Source organism: Lysinibacillus parviboronicapiens, assembly GCF_003049605.2.
Lineage (GTDB): Bacteria > Bacillota > Bacilli > Bacillales_A > Planococcaceae > Lysinibacillus > Lysinibacillus parviboronicapiens.
In genome coordinates this window covers 1,561,033-1,585,468 of sequence record NZ_CP073713.1, presented here as the reverse complement: position 1 = coordinate 1,585,468, position 24,436 = coordinate 1,561,033, and the positions used below count along the sequence as shown (strand labels likewise).

Genomic DNA, 24,436 nt, shown 5'->3' with positions numbered 1-24,436 from the left:
GTAACATGCCTGAAGTTTCAGTGAAAGGAAATAAAATTCAAAATAGCACAGCAACGGGGCATATCAAGGTAAAAAAACCAAATGAATATACTTGTGAAGCCGGTTATATGAACGGTGAATATTATCCAGGATATTGGTCAGGTGGCGTGTGCTATGGTGTTCTAACTCCCCCCTCCTCCTCTCACTCATACGATCACATTAGTGCAACGATTGAAGGGGAAATAAACGAAGGTAGTTCCAATGTATTCGTCAATGGAAAAGAAGTGGTATATTCAGGAGCAAAAACGTCAGAAAAAGACACCTACTCAGTTCCGAGTGGTTGGTCTTATGACAGTGGTTCTCATACAAATGCCACTGGTTCTGTTACTGGAGGAAGTTCGACTGTGTTCGTTAATGGCAAGTCATTAGCCAGAAAAAGCGACAAAGTGACTACTCATGGAGGCACTACACCAACACTAAGTGAAGGTTCCAGCAACGTATTCTCAGGTTGAAAAAAATGAAGAAAGAAGGTGAGTAATTGTCATTACCTATTAACTATTTAGAATTTAATAATCCTATCCATATCGTTTGGAGAAAAGGTACGCCCAACGATCCTTTTATCGATAGACTTGATATTGCACGAGTAGTAAATCAACGGGTATTCTTATTAGAAATTCCTGACGAGATGTTTAAAGTACGTATTGCAGGCATGTTTGAGATAAACTACGAAGCCTTTATAAAACACAACCTCGATAAAAATGAATTTTATGTTGACTATACGAACGGCTTTGTTTATGTCCATGAATCAAAAGAAGCGGAGACCCTTTCCATTATATATAAAGGAAGAGGCCTTATCCTCTACCCTTCTACTCGTATCATTCATTATGATGGAACAACCGCTACTGAATCATTGCATGAAATCATTGAAAAAAGTAAAGCGCAAGTACAAGAATTAATAGATCGAACAGACACTTATGAAGAGTACTTAAAACGTCTTGTCATCGCTATTAACAATTCCAATAACGCCACAGACCAGGCTTTAATTGCAACACAGCAAGCAAAAGATGCTACCGAATTAGTGAAAGACGCGTATGAAACAACCGTTCTAATTTATCAGCCTTTTGTCAATACATATAACGATATTGCGAAAAAGTTCCCTTACCCTGAAGTTGGATGGACTACTCAGGTTTTTGATACAGGCATCCGCTATAGATGGAACGGAAAAGACTGGATTCCTATCGATGCATTAGGGGGCAACATTCCTCTAGCAAGTGAGCTTTTAAACGGATTAATGAGCAAAGAGCATTATATGAAACTTAAAGGTATTACTGAATTTGTTAATGAGAAAACAATTGTATTCATCATTCCAAAAGATATCTTAGAAGGCGTTCAAGATCCTCATGTTGTCTTTGATTACGAAGGTGAAATTGTAGAAGTAAAAGCCTCTGTCACATCAAAAGGCGCTCAACCAACTCCCGTTAAAATTCAAAAATCTGCCAATTTTACGGATTGGCATGATATCACGGATAACCCAGTTGTGATTGGCGAAAACCACTATCTTGATGATAAAACACACGCTTTAACAGAACGTAATGTGAAAAAAGGTGATATTTTCAGATTAACTATCCCCTCTTTTTCTGTCGATGCACAAAACTTATCGGTCAATGTAAAAATAGTGTTAAACGACTCTCTAAATCTTCATTGATTCGGAGAGTTTTTTATTATAAAAAATTAAATTAACTAGAAAGAAGGAATTTTATAATGACAAACGCACCTCAAGTATCATGGTATGAAGGTACAAATAAAAAAGCTGACGAAGTAAAAAAAACAGTAAACTACGATACAGTGGACGCAGACTCACAATCAGCAACTAAAGTTTTCTATATTTGGAACAACAGAGCAGGTGTTGACGATTGCTCTAAAATGGAAGAAGTAGTATTCACTACTCGTGACCGTAATGGTGGTGACGGTAGCTCAGGGGGGAACATTGTTGAAGCAGTTAAAGACAATTGGTTCAACGTTCGTGTAGACAGCTTAAATGAAGGTTCATTCGTTCCTGTTGGTAAAGGCGGTGTAGGAACACCTAACCCTAGTGGTACGAAAGATTTAGGAACTACAGGTACTACAACAAATATGAACGCTTCTACTGCTCAAGTTTGGTCTGCTAATCAAATTTTGACATTAGACACTTATATTCAACCAACAGCAGGTAATGACTTCATTTACAAAGTAACTAAAGCAGGTACTACAGACGCTACAGAACCATCATGGGCAACTGTCGAAGGAAACCCTGTATTTGATGGTACAGCAGAGTTGGTGGCAATAAAAATTGACAAAACACCAAACGCTAAAGAGATTTTAGGTTTCGCAAACAAAACAGACGTTAACGGAACTAATGCAGACTTAGCAGGTGGTAACTTTGTTAAGATTTCTGTGTATGCAGATGTGCCTATCACAGCGTCAGCAGGGAAAAACCTGTTAGTACAACGTGTTTCTTACCGTTACGTGTAAAAGTAACATAATGATATTTAAGAAATAAAACAGTGATTTTTACAGGGCAAGGGGATTTCTCCCCTACCCTATTTTTTATGGAGTTTATAAGACAAAATACTTCAATGCAATGAAGGAGACTGATAAAAATGTTATTCGCAAACGCAGGTAATAATCAAGCAATCGAAATTCCTTTTAACTGGAACGCTGATTATGTAAATGGTAAAAACTATGCTGAGTACGACCTACTTACGCATAAGAAAAATGATTTTTATTTAATTCAGAGAAATCAGGTTGTTCGTTTTGGTTTGTTTGGTCAAGGGATGAAATTTTTCTTCGAAATGTCGGATGGTTCTTTCAATTTAAGAGGTAGACGAATTGAGATTGACTATATTGATGAAGATGGAAAAACTTATCATTTAACAACAAATTTTGAAAACAAAGACCTTATCACATATAAAGAAGCCTTTACTGATTTCAGTAATGTGCAAGGTATTCAGCAATCAAACTTAAAGTCAATTAATTTTGGCTACAAAACAACTTACAAGAAAGATGATGTTCGATTATTCTTTCAGCCTGTTGTTTCACTTCCTTTCAATGAGAGTGCTTTTATTGAAGTTAAATTAACTTCAAACAAACCAATGAATGGTCATTTGGTATTTAAGTCAAGAGGAATTGAAGTAGAACGCTTCTACGCCCCTTTAGAAGCCAATAGAGCAGGTCAGATGAATTGGACTATCAAATAATTAACTAAGAAAGGGAAATGCTCATATGGCTATTCTAGGCGGTAATACAGAGAAGAAAGAGATAGGCTTGCCTATTGGTGTCTCAGGAACTCATGACAATACTGAAATTAACAAGACAACAGGATTTCTTCAACTAGTGGAAGTTGATATTGATGGTCAAGGAAACCCTATTTACACAGAAGAAGGTTCATGGACTTCTGATGTGATTGATTTAGGAGATGTTTTTCAGGACTTCGAAAAAATATTCACAACTAATACAAACAATGGCGCAAGCTCATTCGCAGTATTAACAAGAGTTTCAGACAATGGTAGAGATTGGTCTGATTGGATTGCGATTGCGGAAGATGGGGCAATTCAGTCTGACACTAAGCAGTACATTCAAGTAAGAATAGATTTATTTGCAGGGTTTGTTACGGATGTTTTTACTATAGCGAACAGTGATTTCAATACTAATGAATTTATTGAAGAAAAAGAAGTTAAAGCAGGTAGTTATGTTGTACCTAGATTAACATCAAATACATCTTCCTCAGAAGGTTTTGCTTTTGCAGAAACAGAGTATAGTAGTAGTTATTCAGCTTGGTATGCTTTTGATAAAGCAGACAAAGCAGAAGGTTATCTTTCTAGAAATGGTTTTCTAACAGGTTTTGTAGGATTCTATTTTAACAATCCTGTTAGAGTTAGCAAATATAAGGTAAGAAGCGCAGGTGGTACTAGTGGTCAGCTATCAGGTATGGTTAAGTCATGGGTTCTTCAAGGAAGCTTAGACACTACAAATGGTACTAATGGAACTTGGGTAGACTTAGATACTCAAACTAAGCAATCATGGACAGCAAGTTATCAAGACAAAGAATACTCTATTTTAAACAATGATACTTATAAAGCATATAGACTTAAATTTTCTGAAAACAATGGACATGCTTCATACGCAGGCTTAGGAGAATTAGATTTCTATGAAGAAGGTACAACATCTTTAAGTCTCAAACGTGACTATACTTATGACAAGGAATTAGATTCAACTTGGTCAGACATAGGTAGCTTACACAGAAAGAAAATCACTCGTGATGATTGGGTAAGAATTGATAGATTGGAGGTGAAGTAATATGGTAATAACTTTAGACCCAATCAATAAAGGTAGTAATGTGACTTTAAAGAACGATAATATGACCGCTGTAATTGTCGATGCGTTTGGTACTGCTAGAGCATCTATCGGTAGAAGTAGTGGAAAGTGGTATTATGAGATAACATTCGAAAGCCTTAATAATGCGATGGTTAATGTTATAACTAGTGCGTCTGTAGGGACAACGTATAATTTAACTACATCTAGAGGGTATTATAGCTCGACTGGAACAAAATGGAGTGGAGCACAATCTATATCATTACCGTATGGCACAGCTTTTAAAGCAGGAGATACAGTTGGTGTAAACTTGAATCTAGATGGTGGTGTATTGACATTCTATGTCAATGGTGCAAATCAAGGTGTAGCATTTACTGATTTAAAAACTTTAGGAACTTTATTCCCTGCCATAACATCTGGGTCATCAACTGGTGGTAGTACTGCAACATTTAACTTCGGTGCAACACCATTTAAATATCCCCCTACCGATATTAAATACAAAACTTTGTCATATGATGGCTCAAGAATGATTAATTCTACTAATAAAACTCTTATTTTACATGATGGTGAATATAAGAAATTCACCCCTAAACTAATAGGTAAAGACTCAACTACTAATGTAGTACCCCATATGACAAGTAACACTAGTCCAACAGGGAAGGTAACAGCAAGGGGCGCTTATAATCCTGCATGGCAAGCGTTTGATAAAAATGACTCAACATATTGGTATGATAATGGCTCAAACGCAGGCGCTCCATCATGGCTTCAATACCAATTTGATTCTCCGAAAATGGTAAATAAAATTATATTGGCATCCCAGTCAATTTCAGGTAGCACCTATGGACTAAAAGAATTTTCTTTGTTGGGTAGTCGTGATGGTTTAAATTATGACAACCTCCTATCTGTTAATAACCATCCTAACAGTAGTGCCAAAGTAATCTATGATTTTAACAATAGTAATGAGTATTCATTCTATAAACTACAATTTGGATTAAGCCATTTTAGTTATTATGCATTAGTAAGTTCATTTGAAATGTATGAAATGGATACTCCTGATATTCCTGCCTATTGGTCAACAGTGTCTACTACCCTACCTACTTCAACTAAATTCCAATCAGAAGGTATGGATAATCTTTCTTCCCTACTTGACCGTACAGTTACAGAATTAGAATCTTTACCAATGACAAATAAAAGTGAGATTTTAAATGAGGGTGAAGTTGGCAAAGTATTTAGTAAGACTATTGATTTGAAGAAATATATTGATATTAGAAGTATAAAAGTAGAGGTGAAATAATATGTCAGAAATAACATGGGATTTCAATAACAAAGGCTCAGGAGTGGTGTTGTCTAATGGTAATCTAACTGCCTTAGTTCCAAATGTAAATAACACTGTTAGAGCTACCAAAGGACAAGTGAGTGGTAAGTGGTATTGGGAAGTGACAGTTAACTCAATGTCAACTACCCCTGCAATGACGATAGGGATAGTAAATAAATCAGCCTCTCTGACGGCTAATATTTTCACATCTCAAAATGCAAGGTTTTACTATACTGACGGCAGAAAGATGCCAGAGAGTGTAGCATATGGAGCTAGTTACACAGTAGGCGATATAATTGGAATAGCTTTGAATTTAGATGATGGTACATTAGAATTTTATAAAAATGGAGTGTCACAAGGTATTTCTCATACTGATATTAAAACCATGGGGGAAATATTCCCTGCTGTTTCAAATGGAGGTTCAGCTTACCCAACTACTTATACTGCCAATTTTGGAGCAACGCCATTCAAGCATGGAATCCCAAATGGATACAAACCATTGGACAGCATTAAAAAAACTCTTCTTCAATCCAACAGCAAGACATTTTCACTAGAATCAATCGACACTTGGTATGAAACAAATATGACATCTAATACCGCACCTTCTCCTTTAGTAGCAAGTGCTAGTAGTGTTCATAGTTCAGGCACTTTTCCTGCTTGGAAAGCTTTTAACGGAACTGACGTTGGCACTCTAGACACTTGGATTTCTGCAAATGGAGCATTAAAAGGATGGATTCAAATAGATTATGGGAAAAAACTAGTGGTAAATAGACTTGTTCTCACATCTTCAAATTACGTAAACTATGCGGCGTCAAGCCCCAAAGATTTTGATATTTTATATTCTAATGATGGAATTAACTTTGAAAAAGCTTTGTCGCTAAAGGGTGAAACTAATTGGTCTACTTCTGAAACAAGAGAATTTCACTTCAAAGAAGTGGAGGCTAGGTATTTTAGAATTGATGTTGCCGAAGCTAATAACACTGTATATATAGTTATTGGAGAAATTCTGTTTGGATACTTTAAAGACACCTTAGTCCAAATATCAAAAATATCTCAAAAAAATTTTAGTGAATATGGCGTGAGTCCGCCTCTGGAAAATCTAAGTTCAATCTTCAAAAGTAAAGACTACATTTTACAGGATGAAGTTTCAGAAAATTCAGATGAATTATGGACAACACAATTAGATAGAAAACCACTCAGCATTAGTTTTGAATAGTGCTGAGTTTTTATTTTGAGATATAAAATAGATAACATTAATAGATAGAAAGGAATGAGATAGTATAGATGCTTATTAATAGACAAGCCTATAATTTCAAAGGCACAGGCTCTATAACATTTTCACCTTATAGCGTAGCTTACGGAGAAAGATTCACTATTGAGCTTTGGATAAAACCTTCCACAAACACGCAAGCAGACTTTTCATCTTTCATAATGAGAGGTAATGCAGGCACAGCAAATGGATTGCATATTTATGGAAATAAAATTTGTTTTAGAAGTGGTGAGCCAAATGGTCAAGGTGTTATACTTGAGGATTTTAATAGCGCCAATTACCCTATTGGCGAATGGACTCATGTTGCATTAACTGTCAATGGAAAAGATTTAAAATTTTATAGAAACTTTAATTTAGTTGCTACAGCAGTCGCCTATGGAAGTTCAACTTCAACAGTAAATACGCTTTCAATAGGAGATTGGTCAGCAAACTTTGGCGCTCAATTTAAAGGGTCTATTGCACTTGTGCGAGTTTGGAAAGATATTTTAGACATTAGTGAAATAAACAAAAATTCAAGAAAAGTAATTAAGGCAGATTTGAGATTAGGATACCAACTAAAACCTGAAAGCACGCTTGAAACTGTTATTGGTGTTGTTGGTTATGACTATATACCTTTATTCTCAGATGATAAACTAGCTATTAAAAATCCAACAACAAATGAACACTATTCCCTATCAGACAACACTCTTATTCACCTTCCTGACAACTCAACTAAAAACATGATTTTACATGGTATTGAGCAAGGTAAAGAGATTCAATTAGATGTACCATTTGATAAAAATCTCTACCCAAATGATTCACCTGTTGCAACTACAAAGGGAAAAGTTTTTACACAAGATATTGGAAAAATCAATACTTTGAATATCAAAGAGCCATTTGTAGATTTTGAGCGTTTATACACTTGGTATGAAACAAACATGACATCTGACACTTCCCCTTCTCCATTAGTTGCTAGTGCTAGTAGCGTTTACAACACTAATTATCCTGCTTGGAAAGCTTTTAATGGGACTAATATAAACGATAGCGACGGATGGCTTACGGCAAATGGAGCTAAAGCAGGATGGATTCAGTTAGATTTTGGCAGAGAGGTAAGCTTTAACATGGTTGCGCTAGTATCTTCTCCTGTTACAAACGCTAGTGTTGCATCTCCTAAAGATTTTAATATAGATGGTTCTAACGATAGGGTAAATTACGATACAGTACGCAGTATTACAGGAGAAGGAAATTGGAAACCTGATGAAATGAGACAGTATTTAATTAATCCATTAAAGAAATACAGGTATTGGAGAATAGATATAAAAGAAAATAATGGTCACATTTTTAGCAAGATTGGTGAAATTAGATTCTGCAATAAAAGAGAGGTGAATTGATTTGGCAACAACAGAGCAATTAATGGCGCAATATGGTGTCGCATGGTTTGGTTTTGATGAAACTAGTGGAAATGTTTATGATAAATTAGGCAATGGGTATGTTGGCACAGTTACAGGTGCAACAAGAGTTGAGGGGTGGAATGGTGAAGGTAAGGCAATGAGTTTTAATGGTTCAAATAACTATGTGCAATTTACTAATAAGTTTATTCCAATAAATGAAAAGACCATTAAATTTAAAGTAAAGTTTCCACTAGCTACTTCACCATCAACTTTAATATTTGATACATGTGGCTTTGCAGGAGGAAACTATGGTATATGGATTGCCAATATGGGTGGAAGATTAGGTTTTTCTATGCTTCAAGGTAGTGGAAAAGAAAACTCGTTCTACTCTCAAAATTTAAACGATAATAAGTGGCACAATATTATGATTGTTGTCGACAGCCAAGTTGATTCTTTATCAATTATGAAAATGTATGTTGATGAAAAATTAGAGAACCGTAAAAAAATGAATTTCCCACTTTTACAGGATTCAACTTATAATCTTAGACTAGGCTTCGACAATGATGGTAACACTGGTGGCGCACTTAGTTATTTCAATGGTCAAATAGATGATTTACAAATCTACAATAAGGCTCTATCCCCTTCTGATTTTGAGCAAAAACGCTTGGTAATCCAAACAACAGACAATAAAAATCTTGTTTTATCTCCTACTTCAACTCGTGTAAAAGAGATTCCTAACACAGAAGAAAGCACACTATTGTCTCAAGGTGGAGTAATTAAAGAGATTGATTCAGCAGTCGATAGACCATCAATTGATTTTACTAAATCTACAACTGAATATGAGATTGTAACTAATAACAGAACATCATTAGGAAAAGGCAGAATGTTTACTATTCCTATTGGTAGTGATTTTAAAACAGCAATGATTGAGGACAATTATTAATTTGGTTGTCCTTTTAATATGGAAAAATATTGGAGGTCAATACAATGGCTAATAGCAAAGATAATTTAAATAAATATGGTAAAGCCTTTATTGGTTTTGATGAAACTAGTGGAAATACTATAGATTCTATTGGTGGATATACAGGAACTATATACAACACCCCTACTCGTGTAACAGGTTGGGATGGTAAAGGGTATGCTATGGATTTTAATGGTACTAACCAATATGTCCAATATAATAGTAAGGTTATTCCTATTGGAGCTAAGAGTATAAGGCTAAAACTAAAAATAACAGGTGGCTATCCTGCAAATGGAGTGTCGCAAAACATAATAAATACATTAGGAGAACCTAATCAAAAAGGCTTTATTATCGAACTATTTGGCGACAATTTTGGAATTGCTTCTGCTAATGGAGATTCAACATCTTGGACAAATGTAACCCATTCTTTTATAGTTCAAGTTCCTAGAACAACTTTAAACTTAGCTGATAATATGTGGCATGATATTTTGTTTACATGGGATGGGACATTAAACCCTAATTCTGTAAAACTATTTATAGATGATATGACTAACCCTATCGCTCTAAGTCAAGCCAAAAACCTAGAGACTTCTTATGTCAATAATTTAACACTTGGGAAGTGGGCAGGAGCAGGAAACTATTCATTTTTCAATGGTCAACTAGACCAAATCGAAATTTATGACAGCGTAATCTCCCCTATTCCTGATAAATACCTAGTACAACACAACTCACAACACAAATACCACAATGGCACTTCTTGGCAAACAACTACAGCTACAGAAGAAAACTTCATTAAATATGGAATGAATAATCTAGACCATATTACAGAAGCACAATGGAATGAGCTATCAGGGAACAAATCAATGATTATGTGGTCTGATTTTGAAGACAAGCAATTTGCTTCTGTAGTATTGAACAAAGAGACTTTCAAGGCGCAAGACCTCTTAGGTGATACAGCTCAAGTAATTTACTACACTGATTCAGATACTTCGCAAGTGTCATTTGAAACAGGTGTTGAACCTTATTCAGTCTATGATTACATTGGTGAACTTCCTGAGGTTCTAGTGTACACAGAAACAACAGACGATATTGTCGTGTCCACAACTACTGAGCCATTTGATATTTATGATGAATTTGGCGACAGTGTTGAGGTTCTTTATTACACAGATGATGAAGATGTAAATGAAGCTGATTTAATTCTTGAAGCTAATTGGTCGCCTATAGATGAACTAGAAGGTGATTTTGAAGTTGTCACATGGACAGATGAAGCCCCTGAGACTGCTCAGAGAGTGCTTGAAATGACTGCTATACCAAAACCTCAGTTTATTAAACTAGTCAACCCTAAACGTGTCTATGGTGCTTTAGATGATGTTATCGTCAATGACATATCTCAATCATATCGTGATGAAGCTCGCTACTTTATCGCAGGAGAAACACCTGATAAATGGTATGTATGGGATAAAAAACTAGAAAAGTTTGTTGTCTCTGATGCTTCTACGGAGCAAGCAATATCAGCTAATGGTATGAAACATACAGACCTAAATAACATCACCGATGCTCAGTGGCGTACATGGAAAGAAAAATACTTGAACATTGGTGTGTTCTTGAAAGACAACCCTCGTGACACAATTGTTTCTGTTGTGGAGAGTGTTTCATATGAAGATTATCTTCCTCGTGACACTACAACTATTTCAGACACAAGCTTATACATCTTAAACACTACTGCTAAAATCGACATTTCATTTGACGCTAATATTCTTAAAGGTATTTTAAGTGATGATGATTTAACTCGTGTTCAATATCGTGTATTACTCAACAATGGTTACTACTACCCTACTGATGGAAGCTTTACTAAACTAGGTGAGTCACCTCAGAACATTGAGTTAGTAATCGGTAGTAAAGATATTAGAATTGATGATTGGAACACACTTAAAATAGAGTTTCAAGACTTCTTTGGTACTACTGATTATTGGCAAGCAAGCTTTATTGGCTCATATTCAGGTCTTATGTTCAAGGATGTGTATGGTCAATACTTCTCTAGTGAGATTGGTGAAGTTCTACAGTATCTTGACTTCGGTGTTATCATTGCAGGTCAAACTACAATTGAGCATGAGGTTATTCTTAAAAACCAATATGGCTATGACGTTAAGAACATTCACTTGTATGCTAATACATCTAATTTCCCTACAGGTATGACTTGTGAGTTTAGTACAAGTTCATCTCCTTTTGACCCACAACCTGATTTAAGATTAGGTAGTGTACTACAAAACAACGAAGAAATGTCATTCTTCATTCGACTAAAATCTGAATTAGGCGCAACGCCTGACGCTAACGGTTCTTTTGACATTATCGTAAGAGCAGACAAAGCCTAATCACAATACAATGTGATAAGGAAGTGAAATTATGGAGGAAAATAATTTTAATGAAGGAGTTACGGATCCCCTGCTACAACAGAATACGGGTGAAATAGTAATAGCATCCTTCCACACTGATTCACCCCCTCACAACAGCTTTAAAGCCAAATATTCTTTAATCGCTGTTGGAAACAATGACGTATTTACAGAAATTATTGCGAGACCTGCTGAAAACGCTGATATTAATACATATATTATCCCTCGGGCCTATGATGAGACTTCAAAAGAGATTTACATAAACATTATGTATCGTGGTAATTCAGAAATTCTAACTGAAATTCAACCGATTGGATACAACAACCTAGAAGCTGAAATAGAAATACCTCCTCATAATCGAATGTCAACGCTCTATGAAATTCAACAACCGCCCATTATTACAGACATTTTCAACCCTACTCAAGACGCTTTCACGCGTGAAAAAATAGACTATCAAACAATTAACTACGGTGGCTATTCTTCTATGGTAGTTGGTCGTAGTCACGAGGATATTTGGCGTTCATTTGTACAATTTGACTTATCTTCCATTAATCCATCTTATGTACTTACGGATGCAAATTTAAGATTGTACTACAGTAACAGTATCCCTCAAAATATTACTCTAGAGGTTTTAAATGCTAATAATTCATGGTCTGAATATGGTATTACGCACTTAAATAGACCCACTCCGATTAAGCTAATTACCAATCAATTTACTGTCAACAAACAAGCAGGTTATGTTGAATTTAATGTATTCGATATTGTAAAAAATTGGGTAGCACTTACTCAAATAAATAACGGCTTTATCATTCGTGTGTCTAATGAAATAACGGATGGACAAGTTACATTTAAAACCAGGGAATCCAAACTCCCTCCAGCGTTAGTAGTAGAATACTATGACTCCAGGATATTTAGTTTTGGTAGAAGTCAGCATATTACTGAAATCTTCGTATATAAGCGGCTAAATTCAGGTAAAAATACTGAAATAACTGTTGATTCAACATTTGAATCTTCTGATCAACAAACATATCTTTACGTGCACCGATCAGAAGTGCCTTTAGATGAAGATATATGTGTTGAAATCACAGCAAATAAGCCTTATGTGCCTACCAAGCTAATAGTAGCTATTCCGAAAGATCACGATATTACAACAGAGATTAGTGTTAGAAATCCTAGAAATAGTCGCATTTTGATTGAAATAATTGTAAACAAACCTACTATTCCTATTGAAATATCAGCTTCAAGAAGAAAAGAGGACGAAATTGACACCGAATTAGTCGTTTCTAAACCTTGCACACATGTTGAAATTACTATTCCTACTTATGGGAATAGCGTTATTGACACTGAAATTGATATTAACACTATTTATGCAAGTGTTGTTGACACTGAGATTATAGTGAGCAAGGAAACTATCCCAACGGAAATTACTCCACGAGTTATTAAAAATAATAACTTATATACTGAAATAGCTGTTTCTAAACCAAAAATTTACATTGAAATTGAAGTAAAATATCGCAACGATATTTGGGTCGAAATTGAACCGAATATTAAGAGTGATATACTAATCGAACTTGTTGTATCTAAGCCTACTGTTGAAGCTTTAGTTACTGCTAGAGTATATGAAGATGCTGATTCGGATGCTGAAATTTTTGTAGCCTACGTAAGTGAAATAAACACTGAAATTATCGCACGTAAAGTAAGTCAAATTAATACTGAGATTACTAGTAAAGCAGTCAGTCAAATCAACACTGATTTATCTGTATCGAAGCCAAAGATCCTTGTTGAAATTACTATTCCGACTTGGGATGATTCTGATATTGTCACGACGATCGAACCCCGTGTCCTAATGGTTCATAACACTGACACAGTCATTGTGGTGAATGGCGGCGTTACTGGCTATGCGTTTATTATGTAAATTAGTGAACAAAAGGAGAAATAGAGATGATTATAAAAAATTACGAAATCGGTGAATTACAAGCTTTTCTTTTTAACCTCATTTTAAAAGGGAAAGAATCACGAATGAGAACTCGCTTTATCAAATTGTTAGAACAGCAATTGAATCAAGTAAATCAAGAAAGACAACAATTGGTTGATGAATATGCGGAAAAAGATGAAAATGGAGAAATTTTATATAATACAGAAATTGTAGATGAAAAAGAGATTGAGCTTCCTATTTTCACTGAAGAAGCAGAAAAAGAAGTGCAACAACAAATTTTGACGTTACTACATGAAGATTTTATTATTGAAGAAACGGCAGAAAAAATTGACATGTTACATATTTTACAGGAGATTGTCTTAAATTGTGATTTAGAATTCACAGGTAAGAAAGCAACTCTATTTGATAGATTCTGTGAAATTTTTGAGGATATTACATTACTTGAAAACTAGATGAAATGAGCAGTCAATTCAGGATAGGTGTGGATCTTATCGTCCTCCCTATCCTTTTATTATTTATATAAAGTCGGTGATTAAATTGCAAAATGACAAGCTAGGTGAACGATTAGCTAGTGTTGAAGTGGAAATCAAGAATCAGGATAGCCGTATTTCAAAACTGGAAGGTAATCATGAATTATTGTATCGCTTAACAGTCGTGTCAGAACAACAACAAGAAATGAATAAACACCAACAAATTCAATTAAATAGAATGGATAAAACCTTCAATAACATAAATATTAACCTCACCAAATTAAACATGTCGCAAGTTGAACTACAAGATGATGTAAAGGGCATTGGAAAACGAGTGGACAGTATTGAAGAGGATTTAAAACTGGAATCCGCTAAAGATAGCCTCTCTATTAGTGACACGATCAAACAATATTTACATTGGTGGATTTTCATTCCGACAACAATTGTAGGGGCACTCCTACTAAAATGGCTAGGTTTATAAAGAAAGGAATGGATACATATGAAAATTAACTGGAAAGTTCGCATTTGTAACCCACAATTCTGGGTGACCCTAGGATTATCGATTATTACCCCCCTATTTGCCTACTACGGCATCACTGGCGCTGATTTGACTACCTGGGAAAGTGTCTGGACCTTAATTGTCAATGCGCTTGCTAACCCTTACATATTAGCTTTAATGGCAGTCAGTACATATAACGCAATTTTAGACCCGACCACGGCCAATGTTAGTGATTCAAAAAGAGCCATGGCTTATGTGAAACCGAAACGAGATGATTTTATTGACTATAAACATTAAACAGAATTTAGTATCGCCCTCAAAATACGGTATCAAATGTCCTTATCACATGGATGCACAATTTATAACTATACATAATACAGCCAATGATGCGGCAGCTTCAAACGAAATTCGTTATATGATTAGTAATCACAATCAGGTGTCCTACCATTTTGCTGTGGATGATCAAGAAGTTATCCAAGGATTACCTTTACATCGTACTGGATGGCATTGTGGAGATGGAAAAAGCAACGGCAACATGAAATCCATCGGTATTGAGATTTGTTACTCGAAATCAGGTGGTGAACGCTATGCAAGGGCTGAAGAATTAGCGGTTCAACTTACAGCACAGCTATTGCATGAACGTGGCTGGACAATGGATCGAGTGAGAAAGCATCAGGATTGGAATGGAAAATACTGCCCCCATCGTATTCTTGATGAAGGAAGATGGTCTTCCTTCTTACATAGAGTACAGAAGGAACTGAATCTACTGACGGACAATAAGGGAGGTTTTACAGTGTCACAATTTGAAGAATTAAAAGCGGAGAACCATGCTATAAAACAACAATTAGATTTCATTAAAAAATCGTTAGGATTGGTGGAACGACCTGTTAGTGATTCCCATGAAGCGGGCTGGCAATGGGCTAAAAAACAAGGCCTACTGAATGGGTTAGATCCACAAAAGCCACTTACTCGCGAGCAATTTGCAACTGTCCTGTATCGACAAATCAATAAAAAATAGAAACATACTTTTCCCTCTCACTGTTCGTTATAGCGAATGGTGGAGAGGGAATTTTTTTGCTTCTCCTTCTATTTGAGGAATCACAAACAAATAAATTTTCATCATTTTAAATGTGGCTTTATATTCTTAACACAAAGAACCATGTTACAATAGAAAGGAACATTTGGCATCAAAGGAGACATTACATGAAGCTTTCAAGCATTTTAAATTTTTGTATTCTTGTATTTTTCACGCTACTATTCGTCAATGATTTTTTTCCTACCACTACTTTAGCAGAGGTTTTATCGAAGAAGGTTATCCTTGTTATATTAATCGTCCTCGTCATTATTCAAATATCGACAACAAAGGATACATATAAGAGGCTATCTAAAAAGGCATATGTGGGTGTAACCCTCTACACAGTCGGACTTTGGATTATCTTATCATTACTTGGTGGGAAGTCACAATTCGGACTATCTTTGAACAGCCCCATTTTTTATATTATTGTATTGTTACTGGCGTTTGATTTATTACGGGTCTATCGCCAGTCAAAAAATGAAGAAACAGAAAAGAAAGCAAAACCACAATAAAAAGCATGTTGCCGAGCAGAGCTACACTTTTGAGCTCAATCGGCAACATGCTTTTATTTTTATTCGGAGTCTCCGTCAATCGTTAGATGATTACGATTCTAATGCACCTAGTATGACATCCAGCTCATTAACAGCATGATCTAAGCGTTCCTTCGCTTCGACATTTTGCTGCTTTAATTGACTAAACTCTAACAAATTTTTCTCATGCTTTAATTTTATCGAAGACAAACGTTCTATGCGTGACTCAACCTTTTCAATTGTCTGCTCACAAACTGTTGTCCAGAGCTTTTCCGACTGCTGCATTTCATTTGTAGACGGATTGTGTTGGCGCATGATGCGTGTATACACTGTTTCAATATGTTCAATCAATTCCGTATAAAAATGACGTTCTACTCGTGTTGTTTGGAATGTTGGATGCTCCACCTCTTTTGCATATGGGGTAATTTGGCGGAGTAGTTTCCCAGCATTTTCTCCAAAACCATGCGACAAATTCAGGACATTCATTAGTTGCAAAAGTAAGCGAATTTCCTCGAGATTAATGAGTTGCGCATCGATATTTTCCTTTAACTTTAACGATTCCATATAGCGACGATCGAAATGCTCAATTTCACCATTGCGTTGTTCTACCAAATGGACACTCGCATTTTCTTTTAAGCTTTTAATATAGCGGATTGCATGACTTCTTAACTCTTCCAACGAAAGCGTGTTGTCATTTTCTTGTTGTGGTTTCCCTCGTTGAACATAGGCAAATGCATCCAATTTTTTGGGCCATTGTGCTTTAGGGGTTTCTTCTGAGACATTGTAGCGTATATAAATTCCGTGCATTCCATATCCTCCAAGTCCAATTAACAAGTATCTCTAAAGACAATAAATCGAATACGGCTTTTTTTCAAGTAAAAAACTTTCAAAGTTGTAAAATCTTTTTTCGGAGGTAGTCTATCATGCGCCAAATCCAAAAAATTGCGCAATATTATTTTCTTCCACGTCTTTCCACGTTAAGATTTACTCATGTATAGACTACCTCACAAACTGTGCTTGTCATCACGATTGGACAGCCTGTTTATTAACCCTGACGTAGTTCTTTAATGCTCTTTCCTTCTGTAAACGCATGAATAGATGTCACTGAACCAACTGACTTGAAATTCAACTTGGCATAGACCCTTGCAACAGGCGCACTAATTGGCATAATCCAAAGATTCTCTATTCCTGCTTTCATCGATTGTTGTTGAATATGCCGCAACAAATAGCCAATCAATCCACGTCCACGGAAGCTTTCAATAGTCGCGACACTCTCCACTCTACCTTGATTTCCTGCTACAAAAATATTGGCAGTGCAACAAGCTACCCCGTTAACTCTTAATAAATAATACGTAAAGTGCGGTGATTGATACGTTTTATAGAAAGCTTCTTTTATTAAAGCGGGCTCACCGAATGTGGATATACTCATTTCTACAGCCAATGCTTCTTGTACATTACTATCTGTTACACGCTCAATATCAATCGCTGGATTTATCGGAAGCTGCACAAACTCGCCATTCCAGCATTGTATGTCATCTGTAAAGGTCTCATATTGAAAGCCATGCACATGTAATTTCTCTATGCATTGTTGATTTTCCTCTACATTGTATAAATACATTCTTGGTATAAGTCCTTTTGAAACATAAAATTTCTTTATGTCCATTAAAAAACAATCTACCTGCTCAATCTTCTGCCATATATGCGCATGATTGGCGTCATAGTATGTTGGCATTTCCTGATTATAAAACAATATTCCTGCTGCATACTTCTCCATGTCACTAAAACTTTTTATATAATCAATATCCAACTGTATAATTTTTTCCAGATTACGCATGCTCAATATCTCCTTCTAACCATTGGTCATATAAAACCTCTAGCTGTTGCTCTAATTTAAGGCGTTGTTCTTTGGCAAGTTTCGGTTCTTTTAATTTCAATTCTAGCTTCTCGATTTGCTCTTCAATAGATAGTTCTTTTTTATTATGGATTTTCGCTTGTGCTTTTTCGTTTATCGGTACGTTCACTACGGACAGGCGCTTCGTACGCGCCCATTCATAATCACCCTCATATACCTGGATATGCTCGTATTCAATCCATGCCATTTTTGTAAAGATTTTTTGTAAGAAATATCGGTCATGGGATACACCAACAATTGTACCTTCGAAAGATTCAAGGGTATCCTCCAACACTTCCCGAGCTTCAATGTCTAAATGGTTGGTTGGTTCATCCAGCACAAGTAAATTGATATCCTCATGCATTAACTGAGCTAAACGCAGTCGCATTTTTTCACCGCCACTTAAATCCTTTACTTTCTTAAATACGTCATAGCCATAAAATAAGAACTGTGCAAGTAGATGACGGGCATCGGCTTCCGAAACAGACACACGCTCACGAAAGGCATCAATTAGTCGAATTGCTGGATTGTCATGCTCAAATTGTTGCGATAAGTAACCAATTTTCACACTACTTCCTACCTTACAATTGCCCTTATTTGGCACAATCTCACCTAATATCATTTTGAGCAGTGTTGTTTTGCCACTGCCATTGTCCCCGACAATCGCCACTCGTTCCCCAAAATAAACAGACAAATTACTATCCTTCAATAATGGCTTTTCAAATGCATGACTAACGTCTTGTATCTGTACAACTTCCTTACCACTACGTTCAGCCATCGTTAAGGCCAAGTTCATTTTCTTTTTGGTCATTGGCTTTTTTACACGTTCTATACGTGCCAGTGCCTTTTCCATGCTTTTGGCACGACGATGTAAGGAGGCATTAGGTGGATTCGCTTCATTTGCCCACTGTTTTAAACGTTTAATGGTTTCCTGCATTTTTTTAATTTTCTTTTGTTGTTCTTCAAACTCGGCAAATTGCTGTTCAATTTTCGCCTCTTTTTGTGCCACAAAAGCGTCATAATTCCCCTGATACGTAAATGCCTCGCCATCTTCAATTTCTATAATTTTTTGCGCTATTTGATTCATAAACCGGCGATCATGCGATACTGCGATAATCATTCCAGTAAAGTTTTGCACATAACTTTCTAGCCATTCAATGGCCTGCATATCCAAATGATTGGTCGGTTCGTCTAATAATAGAATGGAGGGATTACTTAAAAGGATTTGCCCTAACATGACTTTTGTTTTTTCGCCACCGCTTAAGTTTGCAAAGGGCTGTGAGAGCAATGCTGTAATACCGAGCCCATTTGCAATCATTGCTAATTGTGCGTCTACCTCGTAGCCCCCCTGTTGCATATAGAGTTCCTGTATATGACCATATTGCTGCAATACTTTGTCAGTAACCTCAGTTTGCATCTCCAACTCCAGCTTTGTCATTTTTGCTTTTACAGCATAGATATTGGCAAATGCCTCCTCAAGTACCTCTTTTGCTGTAAGTAAAGGATAGCTTGGGATTTGATGTAAATACCCAATTGTCGCATCCTTACTTTTAATAATACGTCCTGCATCTGGTGTATCGGCACCTGCTAACAACTGTAATAACGTCGTTTTTCCACAGCCATTTACACCAACAATCGCCACATGTTCTCCTGTATTGACTTCCAGTTGAAGTCCTTCAAATAAGACATTACCACCCATAACTTTTTGTATATGTTCAGCTTTAATTTGCATCGTTTTTTCCTCCATGAAACGTGCGGAAAACATCTTAAGACAACAAAAAAAGACTGCTCCATTAACAAGCAGTCTTTTCCCTCGTTATTTGTGAAAAAGAATGGTTAATCCGCTACGTTTTGTATTTGATTTTGCTTAAAAATGGACAGACCTATCCCGTTGTTTGCAAAATCGAAAGTAAGTACACGTGCAAAATACATCGCTTTATCTGCATTTACACCTGTTCTCGTAGCGTTTTGATTCATTCCTTTTCACCTCCGTTCATCATAATTGGTTTTATATTACCACACTCCATAGAAATTGGAAACAGAAAAAAATGCAATAACTTTTATTTTTGAAATATACAAACATCTCTAGTAGTTATATACTAATGTGGAATAGCAATGTTTTCCTTATTGATTGTAATAATTAGATAATATTATGATTATTTGGTAGTAAGTTACTTTAGTGTTAACTTACTGTCTTTTTGTGTAAGGAAGAACTTGGAGGGACTTCTATGAAAAAATTGAGTATGCAAAACAAAATGAGCTTGTTATTAGTGGGGATCACCTTATTTGTCCTTATTGCAGTAGGGCTCGTTAATACAAGCGAAATGAAAACCACATTAGAAACGGAATACAAGGCTCGTCTTGGCGAAATTTTTGATTTAAGCGTATATAATTTAGATCAAACACTACCTGGTGAATGGCAATTAAAAGATGGGGAGCTTTACAAGGGGGAAGCAAAAATTGCCAACGAGACAGCTTTAGTTGATAAATTAGGAGAGTTATCGCAAGCAGCGATTACTATTTTCGCTAAAGATACACGTATAAATACAAACATTATGGTAGATGGTCAACGCGCTGTAGGTACAACTGCCGATTCAAAAGTTGCGGATGCCGTGTTAACACAAGGAGACGTATACAGTGGAACAGCAGAAGTGGTCGGCAAACCCTATTTAACACAATATGAACCGATAAAAAATGCAAATGGTGAAATAATTGGTATGATATTTGCAGGTGTCCCTACTTCTGAAATAGATGCCGTGGCCCAAAAAATGCTGTTAAAAATGGGGGTCATCGCCTTTATAGCTGCTGTTATTGCTGTCATTGCCGGCATATTATTTGTGCGTGGTATCGTTAAGCCTTTAAAACGTTTAAACGACCAACTTGAAACAATTTCTGCTGGCAAAGGTGATTTGACGCAACAATTAGTCGTTAATGCGAAAGACGAAATCGGTGATCTTGCCCATTCATTCAATGCCATGCTGGAAACACTGCGAAATATGATGCGACATGTCGATGATACAGCCAATCAAGTTTCCGCTTCATCCGCTGAGTTATCTGCTACAGCCGGTTCTACGACAAGTACAACTAAACAATTAACATCCAACATGGCGGAATTAGCGAGTGGTGCAAGCACACAAAAACACAGTGCTAACGAAAATGTCGAAGCCATGCAGGACATTGCAGGTGGTATTCAACTTGTAACAGAAACAAATAGTGAAGTCTCAACCTATGCATCGGATGCCTTTGACACTGCGAAGCATGGTGAAGAATCTGCTCAGGCAATGCAGATGCAAATGCATGTCATGACAACAGCGGTCCAAGAGAGTGCCAATTCTATTGCGGCACTTGACACACATGCCAATAAAATAGGCGAAATTGTAGAGGTCATTCATGCCATAGCTGACCAAACGAACCTACTTGCTCTAAACGCCTCAATAGAAGCGGCGCGTGCTGGAGAACATGGCAAGGGCTTTGCCATCGTCGCAGAAGAAGTTCGAAAATTAGCTGAACAATCTAAAACATCTGCTGCTCAAATTACTGATACTATCCATACCATGCAGCAACTATCCAAAGAAGCAAGCGAACATATGCAACAAAGTGAAAAGGAAGCCACTTCAACTGTGAAGGTTGTTCATACAACAAGCGTAGCCTTTGAAGACATTACGACAAAAGTTTCACTTGTTACAAATAAAATCCAAGAGGTATCTAGTATCGCCGAGGAATTATATGCACGCATCGAACAAGCGAATGCCTCGACACAGATTATGGCTGAAATCGCAGTCGATGCACGTGAGCAGTCAAAAGAAGTCACACAGATTGCGGAAGCCAACCTCTATTCCATGGAAGACATAAACAACGCGGCAACCCAGCTCACAAAAAACGCAGAAACACTGCAAGATTTAATCCATCAGTTTAAATACTAACTTCCGTGAACGCGGTATCTTATCAGCGCAAGTCATGGTTGTTTCAGCGATAAATGCAATTCTATCAGTGCGACATGTCGTTCTAACAACGATTCACTGGGATTCATGTAAAATACTAATTCAGCAAAAGATTGTTCATTATCAAGACATTTGATAATGAGCAATCTTTTTTACGTAGTCCACATCCTTGTTAGGCTATATCTCTAAAGTAGGCATCCAGCCCTTTTTAGGTTCTCACTTTTTTCACGAACACCTTCACGAAAGGAACAAGGAAAATGGAGACAATCAGTAACCTGAATAACTGAAATGCAGTGACAATGGTGACATTCGCATGAACCGAAGCGGCAATAATCCCCATTTGGTCAAGTCCACCCGGTACGATACTTAAAAAACCTGTTTGAAAATCAAGCTCGTATAATCTCTTCAAGATAAAAGTTAAACCATAGGCAGTACCGATAAAAATTCCTGCTGATACAAATGCATAAAACACATGCTTCTTCGATAAATGTAAATCCTCTTTTTTCAATAAAAGCCCAATATAAATACCAATACATAGCTGTGCCATATGAAGAAGAAACAATGGCATTTTTGGGACATCTAGCCCAACTAAATTCAAGCCCATTAATAAAAATACTGGCCCAAGCATATAGCCTGTCGGGATTCTCCCCCTTTGTGCAAGCAAGCCTGCTAGTCCACAAATAGCAAGCAAGCCTGCTAGTTCCCATGTCCAGCCGCCATCTACAGGCATGACATTCCCACCGGAGCCTGCCACCATTAAGGGCACAAAGCCAACAATCAGTAGCACACGCAAAACCTGATAAAATGTAATAACGGCAATATCCATATCCCCTTGCTCCTCAGCGAAAGCCACGACTTGTGCCATTCCCCCAGGTACGCAGCATGCCAAGGCCGTCGAGAAATCTAAATCTGTACGTCTTGCTACTAAAAAACTTATGGCAAGAAACAACACGATAAAGATTACATTCAGCACAATCATACTGCCTAAAAATTGTTTAATATCCTGAACCGCTTCCGGCGTAAAAGCAAAGCCAATGGAATAGCCTGCAACGACTAAACCAAAATTGCGAAAATATTTATGCCATTTCAATTGAACGTTTGTAAACAGTTGGACACAAAGCACTGCAGTAATGGCCCCAAGTAACCAAGGCATCGGAATATGTAAAAATTGAAATAACAGCGCTCCAATATACCCAATACATAACGTAATCAATATTGGCTTCAAAAATTCATACAGACCAAGCACCCCCTTACGAATGAATAGCTCTATTATGCAGTGAACGAAGTCAATTTACCACTCCACTACCTTTCTAGTCCCTATATGCGTATAAAAGAACCTGTTATGAATTAATTGCAACCTCTTATCAAAGAATCTACCCTATCCAAAAATTTCTATGCTACATTTATATTATCCTGATTCGGTTGATGGACGCCATCCGCAAGAGTGCAGGAACAGTTACGTTTAGATGTAATTGATTGTAAGGGGGCCACCAATGAAAATTCATTTAACGATTAATAATGCGCTAGAAGAAACCGAGATTCATATTCACGCAAAGGAGTACAACGAGCAAATTGAAAAACTAATGAAACAATTGCAAGCAGCTCAAACAACAATGCTTGACGGCTATTTGCAGCAGGAAATCCATCTAGTAAAAATCACCGATATTTATTCAATTTATGCAGAGGGTGCGAAAGTATTTTTACAGACGGAAGAGCAGGAATTCGAAACCAAGCGCAAACTATATGAACTAGAAACACAGTTAGCAAAAGACTTTGCCCGTGTTAGTAAATCGACACTCGTCAATATGAACAAAATTGCTTCGATTCAGATGGGCACAATTGGGACCACAGAATTACTTCTCGATAATGATGTATCCATTCATGTTAGCCGTAAGTATATAAAAGAATTAAAGCGCCAGTTAGGTATCGGGAGGGATTCATAACATGAGAATTTTAAGCATGATGATTATCGGACTACTCTTTTCACTTAGCTCTTCCTACGTCCTCGTGACGATTAGTATCGTGTCTAATAATGCTGTGGTAACAGGACCAGAATTACTAGAGCAAATTATAATCGCCGCCATACTCGGCATGGTCATTGGCCTACTCTCCCTAATTTTTGAATTAGAGCGTTTATTATTTACTATTCAGCTTGCACTGCACTTTCTTGCTGTAACACTTTGCGTTTTCATAGCAGGCTATTTTGGCCGTTGGTTTGAACATTCGGGCATGTTCTATGTGTTTGTCTCTGAGGTAATCATTTACTCCATCGTCTGGTGCATTTTATACGTGCTACAAATAAATGATATTGAAAAAATCAATCAAGAACTACAAAAGAGAAAGCAATAACAATATGGGCTTATTACAAAAAATCTGAATATATGCCATATATAATACACATCGTTTATAGAAACGATGTGTTTATTATTGATTTTTAACAAACAATTTGATAAATTATT

24 protein-coding genes are annotated in these 24,436 nt (G+C 36.6%); 19 read left to right on the top strand and 5 right to left on the bottom strand.

The window, feature by feature from the left end; translation table 11 throughout:
• Positions 1–5: 5 nt before the first annotated feature.
• The 16 genes from C9J31_RS07455 to C9J31_RS07380 all read left to right on the top strand — a co-directional run bounded on the left by C9J31_RS07455 (position 6) and on the right by C9J31_RS07380 (position 16,127).
• Positions 6–491: a PAAR domain-containing protein gene (locus C9J31_RS07455; protein ID WP_107951034.1), complete on the top strand. Its 486-nt coding sequence runs from the start codon at positions 6–8 to the stop codon at positions 489–491.
• Positions 492–517: 26 nt separating this feature from the next.
• On the top strand, positions 518–1,684 hold the full coding sequence (locus tag C9J31_RS07450; protein WP_107951035.1) for a hypothetical protein: 1,167 nt from the start codon (positions 518–520) through the stop codon (positions 1,682–1,684).
• Positions 1,685–1,740: 56 nt separating this feature from the next.
• A complete protein-coding gene (locus C9J31_RS07445) occupies positions 1,741–2,490 on the top strand; it encodes a hypothetical protein (RefSeq protein ID WP_107951036.1) in 750 nt (249 codons plus the stop codon).
• Between the two features lie 128 nt (positions 2,491–2,618).
• On the top strand, positions 2,619–3,215 hold the full coding sequence (locus C9J31_RS07440) for a hypothetical protein (RefSeq protein WP_107951037.1): 597 nt from the start codon (positions 2,619–2,621) through the stop codon (positions 3,213–3,215).
• A 25-nt stretch (positions 3,216–3,240) separates the two neighbouring features.
• Positions 3,241–4,314 (top strand): hypothetical protein, encoded by a 1,074-nt coding sequence (locus tag C9J31_RS07435; RefSeq protein ID WP_107951038.1) that lies wholly within the window; start codon positions 3,241–3,243, stop codon positions 4,312–4,314.
• A 1-nt stretch (position 4,315) separates the two neighbouring features.
• A complete protein-coding gene (locus C9J31_RS07430; protein WP_107951039.1) occupies positions 4,316–5,623 on the top strand; it encodes an SPRY domain-containing protein in 1,308 nt (435 codons plus the stop codon).
• 1 nt (position 5,624) lies between these two features.
• Positions 5,625–6,860: an SPRY domain-containing protein gene (locus tag C9J31_RS07425; RefSeq protein WP_107951040.1), complete on the top strand. Its 1,236-nt coding sequence runs from the start codon at positions 5,625–5,627 to the stop codon at positions 6,858–6,860.
• A 68-nt stretch (positions 6,861–6,928) separates the two neighbouring features.
• Positions 6,929–8,284: a LamG-like jellyroll fold domain-containing protein gene (locus C9J31_RS07420; RefSeq protein WP_107951041.1), complete on the top strand. Its 1,356-nt coding sequence runs from the start codon at positions 6,929–6,931 to the stop codon at positions 8,282–8,284.
• Between the two features lies 1 nt (position 8,285).
• Complete coding sequence (locus C9J31_RS07415; protein WP_107951042.1) at positions 8,286–9,227, top strand: LamG domain-containing protein; 942 nt, start codon at positions 8,286–8,288, stop codon at positions 9,225–9,227.
• A gap of 44 nt (positions 9,228–9,271) precedes the next feature.
• Positions 9,272–11,617: a LamG-like jellyroll fold domain-containing protein gene (locus C9J31_RS07410; RefSeq protein ID WP_107951043.1), complete on the top strand. Its 2,346-nt coding sequence runs from the start codon at positions 9,272–9,274 to the stop codon at positions 11,615–11,617.
• A gap of 31 nt (positions 11,618–11,648) precedes the next feature.
• On the top strand, positions 11,649–13,550 hold the full coding sequence (locus tag C9J31_RS07405) for a DNRLRE domain-containing protein (RefSeq protein WP_107951044.1): 1,902 nt from the start codon (positions 11,649–11,651) through the stop codon (positions 13,548–13,550).
• A 26-nt stretch (positions 13,551–13,576) separates the two neighbouring features.
• Positions 13,577–14,023: a hypothetical protein gene (locus C9J31_RS07400; protein WP_107924862.1), complete on the top strand. Its 447-nt coding sequence runs from the start codon at positions 13,577–13,579 to the stop codon at positions 14,021–14,023.
• Positions 14,024–14,108: 85 nt separating this feature from the next.
• Positions 14,109–14,522: a hypothetical protein gene (locus C9J31_RS07395; protein ID WP_054767862.1), complete on the top strand. Its 414-nt coding sequence runs from the start codon at positions 14,109–14,111 to the stop codon at positions 14,520–14,522.
• Between the two features lie 18 nt (positions 14,523–14,540).
• On the top strand, positions 14,541–14,837 hold the full coding sequence (locus tag C9J31_RS07390) for a phage holin (RefSeq protein WP_107951045.1): 297 nt from the start codon (positions 14,541–14,543) through the stop codon (positions 14,835–14,837).
• Positions 14,821–15,558, top strand: coding sequence for a peptidoglycan recognition protein family protein (locus tag C9J31_RS23950; RefSeq protein ID WP_107951073.1), 738 nt, complete (start codon positions 14,821–14,823; stop codon positions 15,556–15,558). Before C9J31_RS07390 ends, C9J31_RS23950 begins: the two co-directional genes overlap by 17 nt.
• 185 nt (positions 15,559–15,743) lie before the next feature.
• A complete protein-coding gene (locus C9J31_RS07380; RefSeq protein WP_107951046.1) occupies positions 15,744–16,127 on the top strand; it encodes a hypothetical protein in 384 nt (127 codons plus the stop codon).
• 90 nt (positions 16,128–16,217) lie between these two features.
• On the opposite strand, the gene C9J31_RS07375 is transcribed toward C9J31_RS07380, so the two are convergent.
• From C9J31_RS07375 to C9J31_RS07360, 4 genes are all read right to left on the bottom strand, one after another.
• Positions 16,218–16,952, bottom strand: a complete 735-nt coding sequence (locus tag C9J31_RS07375) for a hypothetical protein (RefSeq protein ID WP_107924865.1) — start codon at positions 16,950–16,952, stop codon at positions 16,218–16,220.
• Between the two features lie 238 nt (positions 16,953–17,190).
• Positions 17,191–17,979 carry a GNAT family N-acetyltransferase gene (locus tag C9J31_RS07370; protein WP_107951047.1) on the bottom strand — a complete coding sequence of 263 codons (789 nt, stop codon included), beginning with the start codon at positions 17,977–17,979 and terminating at the stop codon, positions 17,191–17,193.
• Entirely contained in the window at positions 17,972–19,768 is a 1,797-nt protein-coding gene (abc-f, locus tag C9J31_RS07365; protein WP_107951048.1) for a ribosomal protection-like ABC-F family protein, read from the bottom strand. The genes C9J31_RS07370 and abc-f overlap by 8 nt, the downstream gene beginning before the upstream one ends.
• A 104-nt stretch (positions 19,769–19,872) precedes the next feature.
• Positions 19,873–20,013 (bottom strand): RAxF-45 family protein, encoded by a 141-nt coding sequence (locus C9J31_RS07360; RefSeq protein WP_167395967.1) that lies wholly within the window; start codon positions 20,011–20,013, stop codon positions 19,873–19,875.
• 251 nt (positions 20,014–20,264) lie between these two features.
• On the opposite strand from C9J31_RS07360, the gene C9J31_RS07355 reads away from it, so the two are divergent.
• Positions 20,265–21,959, top strand: a complete 1,695-nt coding sequence (locus tag C9J31_RS07355) for a methyl-accepting chemotaxis protein (RefSeq protein ID WP_107951049.1) — start codon at positions 20,265–20,267, stop codon at positions 21,957–21,959.
• 226 nt (positions 21,960–22,185) lie between these two features.
• Here C9J31_RS07355 and C9J31_RS07350 read toward each other — a convergent pair whose 3' ends face one another.
• Positions 22,186–23,223, bottom strand: a complete 1,038-nt coding sequence (locus C9J31_RS07350; protein ID WP_425312813.1) for an AbrB family transcriptional regulator — start codon at positions 23,221–23,223, stop codon at positions 22,186–22,188.
• 247 nt (positions 23,224–23,470) lie between these two features.
• Between C9J31_RS07350 and C9J31_RS07345 the strand changes: the two genes are divergently transcribed.
• Together C9J31_RS07345 and C9J31_RS07340 are read left to right on the top strand one after the other, a co-directional pair.
• On the top strand, positions 23,471–23,920 hold the full coding sequence (locus C9J31_RS07345) for a LytTR family DNA-binding domain-containing protein (protein ID WP_054767865.1): 450 nt from the start codon (positions 23,471–23,473) through the stop codon (positions 23,918–23,920).
• Position 23,921: 1 nt separating this feature from the next.
• Entirely contained in the window at positions 23,922–24,326 is a 405-nt protein-coding gene (locus C9J31_RS07340; protein ID WP_107951050.1) for a DUF3021 domain-containing protein, read from the top strand.
• The last annotated feature ends 110 nt before the right edge of the window (positions 24,327–24,436 follow it).